The organism is Rhodococcus sp. YL-1, from assembly GCF_001942025.1.
GTDB lineage: Bacteria > Actinomycetota > Actinomycetes > Mycobacteriales > Mycobacteriaceae > Rhodococcus_F > Rhodococcus_F qingshengii.
The window spans coordinates 6,042,045-6,056,389 of record NZ_CP017299.1 but is presented as its reverse complement, the minus strand read 5'-3'; the positions used below and the strand labels follow the sequence as shown (position 1 = coordinate 6,056,389).

At 60.9% G+C, this 14,345-nt stretch carries 9 protein-coding genes; 7 read left to right on the top strand and 2 right to left on the bottom strand.

Features of this window, described 5'->3' with window-relative positions:
• Nucleotides 1-65: 65 nt before the first annotated feature.
• Nucleotides 66-965 carry a LysR family transcriptional regulator gene (locus tag BH682_RS28235; protein ID WP_058039382.1) on the bottom strand — a complete coding sequence of 300 codons (900 nt, stop codon included), beginning with the start codon at nt 963-965 and terminating at the stop codon, nt 66-68.
• Between the two features lie 119 nt (nt 966-1,084).
• Between BH682_RS28235 and BH682_RS28230 the strand changes: the two genes are divergently transcribed.
• Together BH682_RS28230 and BH682_RS28225 are read left to right on the top strand one after the other, a co-directional pair.
• A complete protein-coding gene (locus BH682_RS28230) occupies nt 1,085-2,311 on the top strand; it encodes an MFS transporter (RefSeq protein WP_058039365.1) in 1,227 nt (408 codons plus the stop codon).
• Between the two features lie 38 nt (nt 2,312-2,349).
• A complete protein-coding gene (locus tag BH682_RS28225) occupies nt 2,350-3,813 on the top strand; it encodes an amidase (protein WP_058039366.1) in 1,464 nt (487 codons plus the stop codon).
• A gap of 1 nt (nt 3,814) precedes the next feature.
• Here the strand turns inward: BH682_RS28225 and BH682_RS28220 are convergent, their stop codons facing one another.
• The gene (locus BH682_RS28220; protein WP_003943122.1) at nt 3,815-4,231 is read right to left on the bottom strand and encodes a VOC family protein; all 417 of its coding nucleotides are present in this window, start codon (nt 4,229-4,231) and stop codon (nt 3,815-3,817) included.
• Nucleotides 4,232-4,554: 323 nt separating this feature from the next.
• Between BH682_RS28220 and BH682_RS28215 the strand changes: the two genes are divergently transcribed.
• Genes BH682_RS28215 through BH682_RS28195 form a run of 5 tightly spaced genes read left to right on the top strand, consistent with a single transcriptional unit; the run spans nt 4,555 to nt 14,321 of the window.
• A complete protein-coding gene (locus BH682_RS28215; protein ID WP_190287602.1) occupies nt 4,555-7,893 on the top strand; it encodes a DUF4132 domain-containing protein in 3,339 nt (1,112 codons plus the stop codon).
• Nucleotides 7,890-8,978, top strand: coding sequence for an ATP-binding protein (locus BH682_RS28210; protein ID WP_003943024.1), 1,089 nt, complete (start codon nt 7,890-7,892; stop codon nt 8,976-8,978). The genes BH682_RS28215 and BH682_RS28210 overlap by 4 nt, the downstream gene beginning before the upstream one ends.
• Nucleotides 8,933-11,185, top strand: coding sequence for a DUF5682 family protein (locus BH682_RS28205; protein ID WP_143542534.1), 2,253 nt, complete (start codon nt 8,933-8,935; stop codon nt 11,183-11,185). The genes BH682_RS28210 and BH682_RS28205 overlap by 46 nt, the downstream gene beginning before the upstream one ends.
• A complete protein-coding gene (locus BH682_RS28200) occupies nt 11,182-12,399 on the top strand; it encodes a VWA domain-containing protein (protein WP_003943008.1) in 1,218 nt (405 codons plus the stop codon). The genes BH682_RS28205 and BH682_RS28200 overlap by 4 nt, the downstream gene beginning before the upstream one ends.
• The gene (locus BH682_RS28195; protein WP_075834870.1) at nt 12,396-14,321 is read left to right on the top strand and encodes a hypothetical protein; all 1,926 of its coding nucleotides are present in this window, start codon (nt 12,396-12,398) and stop codon (nt 14,319-14,321) included. The genes BH682_RS28200 and BH682_RS28195 overlap by 4 nt, the downstream gene beginning before the upstream one ends.
• Nucleotides 14,322-14,345 lie beyond the last annotated feature (24 nt).

Below are 14,345 nucleotides of genomic sequence, written 5' to 3'. Positions count from 1 at the left end.
CGCGATCATCTCACACACGATGCATCTCAATGCCCCGGACTCCTTCCGCGACTTACTGATCGACGTCAGGAGGGACAGGTGTGCGCTTCCTCGATCGCTTTCGCGAAAGCGCGAAGTCGTGGGCTTTCGAGATCGGTACGCCACACGAGACCCAAAGCAGATTCGGGTAATCCGTTGATCGGTACGAATGTGATGTCCGAGCGCTGGCTGTATGCAGCGGTCGCAGCGCAGAGGATGAGGCCGACCTGACTGAATGCGACCTGCGACAGGCCTTCCTGAACGGTGCTCGCCCCACCCTGCGTGGGAATCGTGGCTCCGCCCGGCGTCGTGCTCGGGGAATTCACACGCTGCCAATAGTCGGGGGCGGGGCCGGTGATGGGTACCAGGCAGATCTGCGCCAACTGCTCGGCGTCGATCACGCTCAGTTCGCTGAACGGGTGATGGACTGAGACGGCGAGGGTCTGGGGCTGTCGAGAAAAGACGAGCCCGGTTGTCAGTTCCGGCTCATCTACGGGGAGAAGGGCCACTGCCGCATCGATTCGCCCGGCGAGTACATCACTGAACGGATCACCCAGGGGTAATTCTTTGATGGTCACGCATGTTTGCGGATGTTGTATTTCGAAACGAGAGACAGCAGCCGCGATCGAATCGTAAATTGCTCCTTGGAAACCCACCCGAAGCGGCGCCGGCATGTTCCGTGCTCTTGACTGAGCGTCCTCGATTACTCCGACAAGCGCACGATGCGCGGGAGCCAACGACGCAAGAAAATCGGCACCGAATTCAGTCAGGTGCACGCGGCGACTGGTGCGCGCCACCAGGCTGGTGCCGATACGACGCTCCAACGCGCTGATCAGCTGACTCACTCGGCTCTGGGAGATGAACAGCCGCTCGCCGGTGCGACCGAAGTGCAGTTCTTCAGCGAGAACGAGGAAGCACTCGATCTCACGCATCGGAGGCTCCGACATTTTCACTCCGACCTTCGACTCATTCGACCACTCCATCATGGCTCATCGATGAATTGAGCTAATGGTTGGATGAGCGATTCGCCGTTGATCCATCGGCGTGCAGGAGCTTCTCTGGTTACATGCCCCACTCCGCATCTGCACAGAACAGCCCTGCGTCCACGTCCTCAACCCACGCACACACCATTGAGAACCACTGGGCTGCGGTCGCGCTGATCGCAGCGTCCACCTTCGTCGTTGTCGCGGCAGAGATGATGCCGGTCGGGCTACTCACCCCGATCGGTGCTGCTCTGGTGGAAAGTGAAGGGACCATCGGGCTCTCACTGGCCATTACCGGATTGGTGGCAGCGGCCACTGCCCCGTTTGTGCCCATCGTGACCCGGCGCTTCGATCGTCGGTCGACGCTTATCGTTCTGATGCTTGTAGTCGCCGCGGCGAACGCCCTCACGGCCCTTGCTCCGAGCTTCGTTTTCCTCGCTGTGGCTCGCGTCCTTCTAGGCGTGAGCATGGGTGGAGTCTGGGCACTCGCAGCTAGTCTGGCACCCAAATTGGTGGGTTCCAGATCCGTCGGGTTGGCGACCACGATCATCTTCAGCGGAATCGCTGTTGCCTCAGTTCTTGGTGTCCCTGCTGGGACGTATATCGGGGCAGTCGCCGGATGGAGCGTGGCGTTCTGGACTCTCAGCTGCGCGGCGACGCTGATCGCGATCGCCATGATCGCTGTCCTACCCACGATGCCAGCTGATCGGGCCTTGTCGCTCGGGAGTCTCGTGGCGGCCTTTCGGAACCCAGGAGTCCGGGTCGGATTCGCGATTACCGCGCTCATCGTCACCGCTCATTTCGCGGCGTACACCTATGTGCGTCCGGGGCTGGAGTTCTTCGCGGGGTTGAACGCTTCGCAGGTCGGCACAATGCTCCTGATCTACGGTGCATTCGGTGTCGTCGGCAACTTCATCGCCGGGCCGTCCGCTGCAAAGTCCCCGAAGGCGGTGGTCGTCAGCCTCAGCGTGGGAATAGCGGTCACACTCGCCCTGTTTCCGATCTCGGCTACCACCTTGATCGCAGCTGCTCTGCTCATGGCGGCTTGGGGCCTCTTCTACGGTGGTGCATCGGTGAGTACTCAAACATGGATTGCACAAGCAGCTCCCGTTCACCGCGAGGCCGCTTCTGCTCTGTGGGTTGCAGTCTTCAATGCAAGCATCGCGCTCGGTGCGTTCGCGGGCGGACGCATTCACGACCACTCTGGTTCCGAAACGGTCTTCTGGACAGCCGCGGGAATCGCAACTCTGGCAATGCTGCTCGCGACATTCCGCAGTCCCGTCGTGGCAAAGCGCGAACTGACAAACTAGTCGCCCACACAAACCTTTATAGAGGCAGGACAACAGATATGCACCAGACACCCGTTTCGGCATTCATGGATGTGGCCGAGATGCTCGAACGCTATCGGGACAAATCGCTTTCTCCGGTGGACGTGCTCGAGTCCACCATCGAACGTATCGAGGCGCTCAACCCGACCTTGAACGCATTGGGACACACTTTCTTCGATACTGCACGAGCACAAGTGAAGTCAGCGGAACGCCACTACGCCCGCGGCTCGGATGTCAGCCTTCCGCTCGCCGGTGTTCCCGTTGTGGTGAAAGAGGATGAACCGGTGCAAGGACAACCTTGGACTCAAGGGTCCAAGGTCTATGAGGATGTGATCGCCACTCACACTTCCACTTTCGTGCAGCGAATCATCGACGCCGGTGCGATCGTCCACGCGCGATCGACGGCGCCCGAATTCTCCTCGGCCGCGTTCGCACAGTCCGAGTTGTGGGGCGTCACTCGCAATCCGTGGAACACGAAATACTCCTCCGGCGGGTCTTCCGGTGGATCGGCAGTCGCACTTGCCACGGGGATGACGCACTTGGCTACCGGTTCCGATGTTGCAGGATCGATCCGAACTCCGTCGTCGTTCAACGGAATTGTCGGGTTCAAGCCACCACACGGCCGTGTCCCGGTCGATCCTCCCTTCAATCTCGATCGCTACTGCCACTGCGGTCCGATGGCGCGCACCGTAAGTGATTGCCTCACACTGCAGTCGGTCATCGCGGGACCGAGCTCCACTGACATTGCCTCGCATGTGCCGGCATCGCCGCTGCCCGGCCTCGCAACGCATTCGTTGACAGGAATGCGTATCGCCGTGATCCCCGCGTTGGGTGACTGGCCGGTTGATCCGGACGTTGCCGCCAACACCGCCAAGTTGGTGGACACCCTCACTGCGCTGGGCGCACGCGCGGAGATCATCGAAGTCGACTTGTCACGCGCTGCAATCATGCGTGCGGCCGCCATTCACTACGATCACGTGTTCGGTGCATCGATCTCCGCCGAAGCGTCCGCGCACCCCGACAAAGTCACGGAGTACGCGAAGGAATTCGCGCGATGGGCACGCCGCACCCGTGGTGACGCGACTTTCCTCGACGGACTCGCGATCGAAGCCGAACTGTATTCGTCGATCGGATCCCTGTTCGACACCTATGACGCGTTGATCACTCCGGCAGTGGCGACGGAGGGCTTTCTTGCCGGCGACGACTACGTGGGGCACGGAATCAATGTGGCTGGAACAGAATTGGAGTTCTACCTCGAGGCTGTACCGGCCATCACCTTCAACATCCTGAGTAGCTGCCCGGTGCTGACAATCCCCACAGGTTTCGCTCGGAACGGAATCCCCACGGGCACACAGATAGTTACGCGACCGTACGACGACCAGACGGCCTTTGCGATTGGGCTCGCCCTCGAGAAGGTCCTGCCGTATCCCGGCAATCACCCGGATTGTCGTGCCTTCTCGCGAGAATTTCGGGCAGGCGGGTGAATCACGCCACGCAGAATTCGTTGCCCTCGGGATCGGCCATGATCACATGGTGACCCTCGAATCTTTCCAATTCTGATGCGCCCGCGCGTAGTAGCCGTTCGACCTCGCGAAGGATTGTCGCCCACTTCTGAGTCGGGGTTCCGTCTCCGGATACCCGGAGATCGAGATGTAATCGGTTCTTGGCCACCTTGGATTCAGGAACCTGTAGAAGGCAGAGGCGAGGAGCCACTCCGAGCGGGTGGTGCAACCAAGCTCCGCCCATCCCGTCGTCTTCGTCGTCGAAAGTGGCAAGCCACTCCTCGCGAGTCGAAAAAGGCTGCGGTGGTGGCTCATCGACGTATCCAGCGGCTATCTTCCAAAACGTAGCCAGGCGGTCGGGGTCTGTGCAATCCATCGTCAGATCGACGCGAGTGAGCATCTGTCGATGTTAACGCCCAAGGCAATCGAGTGCCGGGAGGGAGGAAGCTTGCGGCATTCTTCGGAACCAAGCTGCTCGCCGCTATTTCCGCGTGCGACGTGGGCAGTCCACCGGTCCGTCGGCTGCTCGATTGTCAGCAGCAGCAGATACTCGACCAGTCGCTTGTAGCGTCGATCCCGTATTCGGCCCTGTGCCAATGTGCAGGAGGACGTCACCGCAACCGCTGTCGGGGGCCGCGTTCGGGAATGTCGAACAAGCCGATCGTTCGGATCGCTATCATTCTGGCTACGCCCGCCGACCGGGCCGGGATCTCGAGGAGACGCGTGAACCACACCACGACCGAATCTACTGCCGTGCCGCCCGCGTCGTGGTTGCCGATGAAGTACCCCCGGCGCGGCGGTTTTGCCGCCGACGTGGCACCTGTCGATCCCGCAGCCGGTGCCGAACTCGATCGACAATTCGACAGCGACGACCAGTTTCGCGAATTCAGTTCGGCGTATTTGGTCAATGATCCTGATCCTGACGAGCTCACCCTCGCCGCCCGGAAGTATCAAGCCGGTGAGATCTCCGCTCTCGGTGCAGCTGCTTTGTACTGCATACTCGGCCGCTACGCAGATAATGACCGGCAACAATCGACAGTTCTCGTGGACGGGTTGGTGGCACGGCACGGGTTGGTCTTCGCGGTCGAAGCACTCTTGGAATGGGCCGACCTGCGGTTCGTTCATGTTTCGGTGCCTGTGTCAGAGCTGGGACCCGACGCGGTAATTGTAGTGGCGAACATCGGCGGTGAGTCGCCAGCTGCGGGATACAAGATGCCTGAGTGTGTACTGCGCGAGCAGCTCGGGCGGACGGACGAACCTGATGCGCAAGTGGTCCGAGAGCACATGCTCGACCGTATGCGCGGCCTGTTGGCGACAGCCTCTGACGAGGACTACGCCGCAGCCCGAGAGGTGGCGTCGTCGATGCGCACCAACAGCACCCGCCGTTTGACGGCGTCGTACATCTTTCCGACCGAGGAAGGGTGGTCGGAAGAACTCATCATGGGAATGCGCGCTCGGTGGTATCACTGGAACACTCAGCTGACGGTTTCGTCGAACACGGTACAGCAGCTCGAACGGGTGACCGACTCACACGCAATGCGCAGTTGGCTCGAGGACGAGGCGATGATTGCCGCAGTAGTTGACGGCATAGGTGCAGGTCTTACCGGACTGTTGGTCGATGCGTTCGACAAACCAAACCAGTACGGAAACATGAGGGACGAGGCGACACTGCTCCGAATCCTCTGGGCGCTCTCGGCGATACCCACCGACGAAGCGTTCACTGCTCTGGTTGAACGTCGCCACGTGAAGAGTGCGTTGCCCGCGGTCCTACACGCAATGCAACATTACCCACGTCGAGCATTGAAGATATTGGCAGAGAGGGATATCGACCTGTTGGACCGTCACGTGCGGGCGAATCCCGACATCGCCGCCGAGCTGTCGCCTACACTTCCCGAGCCTGCACGGCGAAGGATCGCCGAATTGTCGACGCCGACGCCCGAGGCCACGGATCTTCCGCCCATTCTCGTCGCTCCGCCGTGGTCGAACAGAAAGAAAGCGCTCGACGTCGCGGTGATCGGTGATCTCGTTTCTCCTGAAATCAGCCGAATAGTCTGGCTTCCAGGTGAACTCGAACAAATCAAGAACACTCCGAGCGACTACTCCTACACCACGTGGGAAAATTACAAACAGTATGTGCAGGATGTATCACCGCGTTCCACCCATGACTGGAACACCTGGGTGATTTTTCTACTGGCCCCAGACGAAATCGCGCGCCCGTTCCTGACGGACTGGCCCGGAACCTCGCTCAAGGATCCACTTCGGGTTGTCGCTCGCTACGAACTCGATGCGCTGCCGCTGATGCTTCGCTTCACGCGCGCTCATCCAGGTGCCGCGGCGCCATACTTGATGCCATATGTCGATATCGATGTCGCGCGCGTGCATGCGACGATGTTCGCCACCAGGAAGAATCTCCGCAAACCTGCGATGGCGTGGCTGGTTCGACACGCTGAAGATGCAGTGGCACTACTCGTTCCAGACGCAGTGGGTCCGGCAGGTGCTCAACGTGATCATGCTGCCGCCGCCCTGCGTGCGCTCGCCAGAACAACCTCACGCGAGACAGTGGTCGACGGAGCGAACCGGTACGGCCCCGAAGCCGGGCAGGTAGTCGCCGGCATTGTCGATCTCGACCCGCTCGAGATGTTGCCCAAGCGGATACCGAAAACTCCGGTTTGGGTGGATGTCTCTTCACTTCCGCTGATTCTGAACGAGAATCGATCGGCCGCACTGCCGACGTCGGCGGTGTCGACGATCCTGACGATGTGCGCAATCGGAACCGCGGACGCTCCTTACGCCGGACTCGATGTAGTAACTGCGTATTGTGACCGATCGTCGCTCGCCGAGGCCGCGTGGGAACTATTCGAACGATGGTGGGGTGCCGGCGCTCCGTCGAAGGACAACTGGGTGATTCTTGCGCTGGGTTGGCTCGGCGACGATTCGACAGTGGCAAGATTGGCACCCCTCGTCAGACGGTGGCCAGGTGAGAATGGTGCAGCACGAGCACAACTCGGTCTCGATGCACTGGCTGCACATGGGTCAGCCCGCGCGTTGACAGAACTCGATCACATCTCCCGAAAAATGAAGTTCAAGTCGTTGAAGAACGGAGCGGCACAACGCGTCGCAGAGTTGGCCGACAGTCTCGGGCTCGATCGAGAACAGCTGGCCGACCGGATCGTTCCTGATCTCGATCTGACGCCGGACGGCACTATGAACTTCGACTACGGGACGCGGATGTTCACCGTTGGTTTCACGGAGGCTCTCGTGCCTTATGTGCTCGACGGAGGAGGTAAGAAGACGTCAGGACTGCCCAAACCCACCAGAAATGATGACGTTGTTCTCGCCGAGAGTGCGAAGAAGCGATTCACCGAGCTTAAGCGAGAAACGAAAGCTGTTGCTGCCGAGCAGATCAAACGCCTGAACCGTTCGATGGTTACCGGGCGCCGCTGGACTAGGACAGAATTCGACGACTTCGTGCTCGGCCATCCGCTGCTGATTCACGTTGCACGGCGACTGCTGTGGGCATCGTTCGATGACAGCGGTCTGCCTACAGTCGTGTTCCGGGTCGCGGAGGACAGTACCTTGGCCGACATCGACGACCAGACCGTCGAGCTACCGGAGGGCCGTATCGGGCTAGTACACCCCGCGCACATACCCGATACGGTGGGCGCGTGGTCCGACGTGTTCGCCGACTACGAAATCTTGCAGCCTTTCCCACAGTTGGGTCGTGCTGTCCACGATCCGCTACCCGATGACGTCGACGGGAGTGGACTGAGTCGATTCACCGGAGTAACCGCCAGCCCCAGTCAGGCACTGCGGTTGACGTACAGAGGATGGGAACCGGTGTGGGAGAACCCAGCTTCCTGGGGACAAGGCCTGCTGTACCAGCTCAGCGATGACGTGTCTGTTCTGCTGGGGTTGGAGCCCGGGATGGGGACGGGAGACCCTTACAACGGGTACCCCGATCAGAAGCTCGTTTCGGTGGAACTCCGTGGGGGGACTTTGAACGATGTCGATCGTGCGACGGTCTCCGAACTCATCGCAGACTTGGCAGGGTTCGCCTCGTGACTTCACGAGTCCAGCGCCCACCGGCTGAGGAGCGGTTTGCCGAGGAACTTGCGCGTTTGGCCGAAGAAGACACTGGGCCGCGACCACCGGGGTGGCGTCTAACCCTCACGTCGGCGCGGACGTTCGTCATGGGCGACGTCGAGCTGGGAATAGCGCCGAAATACGTAGGCAACGCATCGCTCGTCGAACGCTCACTCGTCACCTTGGCGACGACACGTGGATTGATGCTGGTCGGAGAACCTGGTACTGCCAAATCGCTACTGTCAGAGCTCATCGCCGCTGCCGTGAGCGGGGATTCGACCCTCACGATCCAGGGCGGTGCCGCCACGACCGAGGATCAGATCCGGTATTCGTGGAACTATGCACTGCTCGTCGCGGAAGGCCCCTCGACTCGATCGATGGTTCCAGCGCCGATGATGCGTGGAATGGCCGAGGGACGCGTCGTGCGGTTCGAGGAGGTCACGCGGTGTCCGCTCGAAGTGCAGGACACTCTGTTGTCGTTGCTGTCCGAACGGGTGCTGGCAGTCCCGGAACTTTCCGGAGACGACGCAATGGTCTATGCCCGTGAGGGTTTCAATGTGATCGCCACCGCAAACACCCGCGACCGTGGCGTCAACGAGATGAGCGCCGCACTCAAACGGCGCTTCAACTTCGAGACCGTGCACCCGATCGCCGATTTCGACACCGAAGTCGAACTCGTGCGAACAGAATCGGCGGCCTTGCTGCGTGCTTCCGGTGTAGCTGCAGAACAAGATCCGGCAGTGTCCGAGTTGTTGGTCACGCTGTTTCGTGACCTACGTACAGGATTCACCGCGAACGGATCGCCGGTCGAGCGACTGTCATCGGTGATGAGCACGGCTGAAGCGGTGTCCCTTGCGCATGCCACCGGTATTCGTGGGTGGTTCTTGCGAGGAGACGCCGGTACCGTCACCGACCTCGCCGAGTCCCTGGCCGGTACGGCGACGAAAGACAACAGTGAGGATGCTGCCCGGTTGCGCCGCTACGTCGAGAAAGTAGGGTCGCAGCGGACGAGTGCGGCATGGCAAGAGCTACGCCGGGCGCACGCACGTCTGACCGGACCGTGAGCGTCGCTGTGGTGGACGCTGGTCGCGACGTCGTGGTGATCGGGATTCGGCACCACAGCCCTGCGTGTGCTCGGATCGTGGCGGAGACCATTGAACGCCTGCAGCCGACGCATGTCTTGATCGAGGGACCCGCAGACTTCACCGATCGAATCGATGAACTGAGACTCGATCACAAGTTGCCGATCGCGCTGTACTCCCACGTGCGACGAGGAGCGCACACGCGCGTGACATGGGCTGCCTTCACCGATTGGTCTCCAGAATGGATCGCCCTTCGGTCGGCCTCCAAGGTGTCGGCGGAGGTTCGGTTGATCGATCTTCCCGCCTGGCACCCCGCTTTCGACGGGCCGCCGGACGAGTACAGTGTGGCTGCAACAGTATTGGCGGCCGGACTGGGACTGGACACGGTCGACGCGATGTGGGATCACGTCGTCGAGTCGCGCGCCGATACGCTCACTGTCGAGGAATTGACTGCCGTCCTCGACGACTACTTCGATGCGATCCGGGTAGGTGACGCCACAGTGTCCGAGCGCGAACAGTACATGGCATCGTGGATACGGGCCGCTCGAGAGCGCCCCGGAAGCGGTGCGGTCGTTGTCGTCTGCGGCGGGCGTCATCGGCCGGCGATCATGTCCGAACTGGCTCGCGGTAGACCGACCGACGGATTCTGGCCCGCCGTTCCGACCGCGGGCCCTGATGTCGACATCGGCAGTTACCTGGTCCCCTATTCCTACAGTCGTCTCGACCTGGAATCCCCATGGTGGTACGAGAAGCTCTGGCAGAAAACGACATCGGCCGGGGAGGTTGCAGCCGCGGCGATCGTCCGTGATTTGCGATCCCGGAATCAACGCGTCTCGACAACGGATTTCATCGGATTCCGTACGCAGATCCTCGGACTCGCCGCTATCCGTGGTCACGCGCTGCCGACGCGACGAGATGTATTAGATGCTGCAGCAAGTACATTGGTGGGTGAGGCGTTGGCGTCGCCGCTGCCTTGGACACTCGCAGGGGAACCTCTGGGGCCCGAACCCGACCCCGTCATCTCGGCCTGTATGCGCACGATGCGAGGTGATCGGCGGGGCACGCTGCACCCTGATTCACCGGTACCGGGATTGGTTTGTCACGTCGATATGCTCCTCGAGGAGTTCGACCTCTTGCCCGGCCCTGTTGCACTCGACTTGGCCGACGAGCGTAGTCGTCAGCGTAGTCGTGCACTACATCAGTTGCGTGTGCTGGGAGTGCCAGGATTCGAGCGAACTGCAGGTCCAGGCAGTGGTTCTGCAGTGGTGTCGACAGAACGGTGGATGATTGTCGACTCCGCAGACCGCCTCCCGGCGCTGGTCGAGGCTGCAGCCAAAGGCCATACTCTGGTAGAGGCAGCTGGGGCCACCCTGGAATCTTCGCTGACTTCGGCTGCGGCTGATGTCGAGCGTCTTGCACACATTCTGTTCGATGCAGTTCTTTGTGGACTCGACTCGGTGGCTGACCGAACCGAGTCGATCGCATCCGAATCATTGAAGGGCGTAGGAGATCTCGGGGGCACAGGCCTGCTGCTTCGAGCCGCTCTGGACCTGTGGCGGCACGACTCACTCTTCGGGAGCCGAGGGTCCACACTGCTCGGGGCGATAATTGATTCGGCGTCCTCGCAGGTCGTTGCGTTGGCGCACCGAGTTCGGGCCACGACCGGTGGCGCTGATCTCCCCCGGATATCAGCTCTCGCAGCGTTATCCGATGCGATGGAGTATGCGACGGAGATCCTCTCGACTGATCCGGCCGACGAACTGACCGCTCTGGCACGTGACAATGGTGCCGCGGTCGACATCAGGGGATCGGCCCTGGGAACGTCCTGGGATCGAATTCCCCCCGATGCAGCAGTCGACGCCGTTCGATCGATTCCTGCAGAACACCTCGGTGATTGGTTGTGCGGACTGTTCGGAGTAGCACGTGAGCGTTTTCTGGACGCGGAATCCAGCGACACAGTGTTGACCGCCGTCGATGAAATCGTGAGCAGACTGTCCGAACACGAGTTCCTGACAGCACTTCCCGCGCTACGGCAGTCCTTCGAATTCTTCCCTCCCCATGAACGCGACATCATCGCGCGCCGCCTGACAACGTCGACACCAGAGGCTGCAGTCGTGAACTCCCTGGATGTCGGAAGGCAGCTCGACGCCCGGGTGGACGACGCGCTTGCCCAGATCGGTATGCGATGAACATCGAACGATGGCGGCTGATTCTGGGTGATGCGTCGGCCGGAGTACTCGGTGATCCAACGGGCGATGCGGCTGAACGCGACGACGCGTTGGAGTGGCTGTACGGCCGTGACCCGGCTCGCAGCGCGCAGGGCGTTCGCGCTGGAACTTCCCGACTGCAGGGGACCGACTCCGTAACGACTGGAGACAACCCGGGTGGCGGAGATACGCCCGGTTCCCCGGGTGCGGTTCCGCCGAGTCGCAAGGATGGGCGGTATCGCCCCAATGGGCTCGGCGAAACGACGGTGACGGCCGTGGACTGGCTCGACGACATCCACCGTCTTTTTCCTCGCGAGACAGTTCATCGACTCGAACGCGACGCCGTGGAGAAATACGAAATCACCGAAGTGGTGACAGATTTGGAAGCGTTGCAGCGTATCGAGCCCAGCGTGACTCTGCTTCGAGCAGTGCTGCGTACCAAACACCTGATGGATCCCCGAGTTCTGGCGATGGCAAAAAAGGCTGTCGACAATGTCGTACGCGAGTTGATCGAGAGGCTCTCGGTGGACGTCCGCAGGACCTTCCACGGCAAACGTAGCCGACACAGAACAGCGTTTCGTAATTCGCGCAATTTCGACTTCGAGGCAACGGTTCGCGCCAATCTGCAGCATTGGTCACCGCAAACACGCAAGATTGCTATCGAAAAGCCTTTGTTCACTTCGCGAACTCGTCGGCACACGGATACGTGGACGTTGATTCTGTTGGTCGACCAGTCCGGATCGATGATCGACTCTGTCATCCACTCGGCGATCACCGCTGCATGTTTCTGGAATGTCCCCGGATTGAGGACTCACCTCATTGCATACGACACCAATGTCGTCGATCTCACGTCCGAGGTTCTCGACCCGGTCGAGCTCTTGATGAGCGTCCAATTGGGAGGCGGGAATGACGGTGCAAAGGCCGTCGATTATGCCGCGCAACTTGTGGATACGCCGCAACGAACGATTGTTGTCATCATCTCCGATCTGTACGAAAGTGCACCGGATCGGTTCGTCCGGAGCGTTGCCGGTCTCACGGACAATGGTGTGCGTGTCCTGGCGCTTGCTGCGCTCGACGATGCTGGTGACCCTGATTACGACCGTGAAATTGCCCGTCGCTTGACGCGACTGGGTGTGCACGTCGGTGCGATGACTCCCGGAGGGCTGGCCGAATTCGTGGCCGGTTGTATTCGATGACGTCCCGGCCTGATCTGGCTGCGCTCACCGACGATGCGCTTGCGCTGGTCGCCAATCGCGGGCTCGTCAAGCGAGCCGCGCGTATGTTCGCCGAGGAAACGCCTGAACTCTTGGTGACGAGCGAACGGATCCTCGTCAGGTACGGCGACGGTGTCGAAACCAGTCTTCCTGCCGGCGTTCCATTCTCGGAAGCGTCGTGCACGTGTGGCGCAAGCTCGGTGTGCCGGCACCGTGTCGGTCTCGTTCTCGTTTATCGGGCGAATCACGGGTCGAGCTTCGATCACATAGACTGGACACCAGGGGAATTCGATGACGAGGCGCTGGAGGCATTTCTCGGAGCGGCGGTACTGGCACGGGCGAATCGGACCAGGCGGGAGGGCTACCAGGCAACAGTGCATCGAGCTCGGGGTACAGATCCTGTTGTGCGAGTCGAACTCCCGCATTGCACGGTCCGGTTCTTGGTCCCACATGAACTGAGTCACGCCCATTCTTCGGCATCTGCGCACACGACGGCAGAAGCGATAGCACTTGCCGTGTGGGCGGTTCGGGCGGCGGACGAATCCGGAACCGACCATGTGCACGTGGGTCGGAGTTCAGTCGTGCGAGATGCTGATCGAAGTGCTCTGGCAAGGGCCTTGGCGCGGACGATCCTCGTGGACGGTCTGTCCACCACAACGGCGGTGCAACACGCCACTGCCGTCAGAGACACCCGCACCATTGAGGCAGGTTCCGCAATCTGGTTGGCCGATGCGTGCATAGAACTGACCGACCAGATCGAGGCCTATTCGATGCGGCATGCCGGGCACAGTCGCACACGAGTGGCGATGATCATCGCCGAGATTCATGCGAGGGTCGAACTCGGTGAATCGGTCGATTCATCGCTTGCCGGGACAGCACTAGGGACCGAGACTCCCGGTGAAACTCCGCTGCGTCGTTCACGTCTGATCAGCCTCGGCGCGAGGGTGACGGCGACTGGCGATTCGACTACCGCCGATATCTACTTCGCCGAACCCGATTCGGATGCAGTCTTTCTCATGAGTCACGATTGGTCGAGTGAATCCGACGAGGCACTCTCCGGGTATGCGATCTCGACTCGCCGAATTGCCGGTTCGACGGTCGCCGCTTTGGCTTCATCGACAGTGCTCACAGAATCAGCGGTTCGCCGTGCCAACCACAGAATCCGCCTCGGGCGTAAAGGGATCGGGCGGACTTCCATTCTCCCTCTCGGCGTCGACGCGTGGGAAAAATCGATTGACGTGGTGGACGATTACGCCGAGATGCATCGCCGGTTCATCGAGCGCCCGCCGCCGTTTGCCCGAGCCCGGCTGACTACCGATGGCGTCGGTGTGATGCGAATAGATTCTGTAATCAGCACCGATTACGCTCCTGCAGAACAGATGTGGACAATGCGGGTCGGAGATGGGCGTGGCAACCTGGCGCAGGTGAGCGTCGTACATCGAGCGCATGCGCCCGGTGCAATCGACGCGATGGTCCGGGCAACGTCGGCCCGGCCGAGGGCCGTGAGCGGTCGGCTGACTGTCCGAGCCGGTGCGTTGTGGATGACACCATTCGCTATTGCATGCGACCTCGGCGTCATCGTTCCCGATCTCGAAGAAGGCCTCGGCGGTGCGACGATGACTCGCGCAGTCACGACGGGCGGTGTGGACGCCATCGACAGTGCGCTGGAGGGAGCTCTATCCGTACTCGCGGACATCGCTCACCGCGGGCTGAGAAATGCGGCTGAGCCTACTATTTCTGCGCTTCGTCGTTGTGCAGCAGGGGTAGTCATGGTCGGTATGGATTCAACGGCGCGAGCCTTGGAGTGCGTAGCCGATGCGATTTCGTTCGGTGAGCTGGAGACGTCGGCAGATGCGTGGGTTCATGCTGTGATCCGGATCGTCACGGCCATCGAATCACGTTGAGACACCCGGCTTTGCGACCCTTCC

Bases quoted from the DNA above. Each gene is read 5' to 3' on its own strand.
- BH682_RS28235 (WP_058039382.1), bottom strand. From the start codon at position 965: ATGTCGGAGCCTCCGATGCGTGAGATCGAGTGCTTCCTCGTTCTCGCT.
- BH682_RS28230 (WP_058039365.1), top strand. From the start codon at position 1,085: ATGCCCCACTCCGCATCTGCACAGAACAGCCCTGCGTCCACGTCCTCA.
- BH682_RS28225 (WP_058039366.1), top strand. From the start codon at position 2,350: ATGCACCAGACACCCGTTTCGGCATTCATGGATGTGGCCGAGATGCTC.
- BH682_RS28220 (WP_003943122.1), bottom strand. From the start codon at position 4,231: ATGCTCACTCGCGTCGATCTGACGATGGATTGCACAGACCCCGACCGC.
- BH682_RS28205 (WP_143542534.1), top strand. From the start codon at position 8,933: ATGGCAAGAGCTACGCCGGGCGCACGCACGTCTGACCGGACCGTGAGC.
- BH682_RS28200 (WP_003943008.1), top strand. From the start codon at position 11,182: ATGAACATCGAACGATGGCGGCTGATTCTGGGTGATGCGTCGGCCGGA.
- BH682_RS28195 (WP_075834870.1), top strand. From the start codon at position 12,396: ATGACGTCCCGGCCTGATCTGGCTGCGCTCACCGACGATGCGCTTGCG.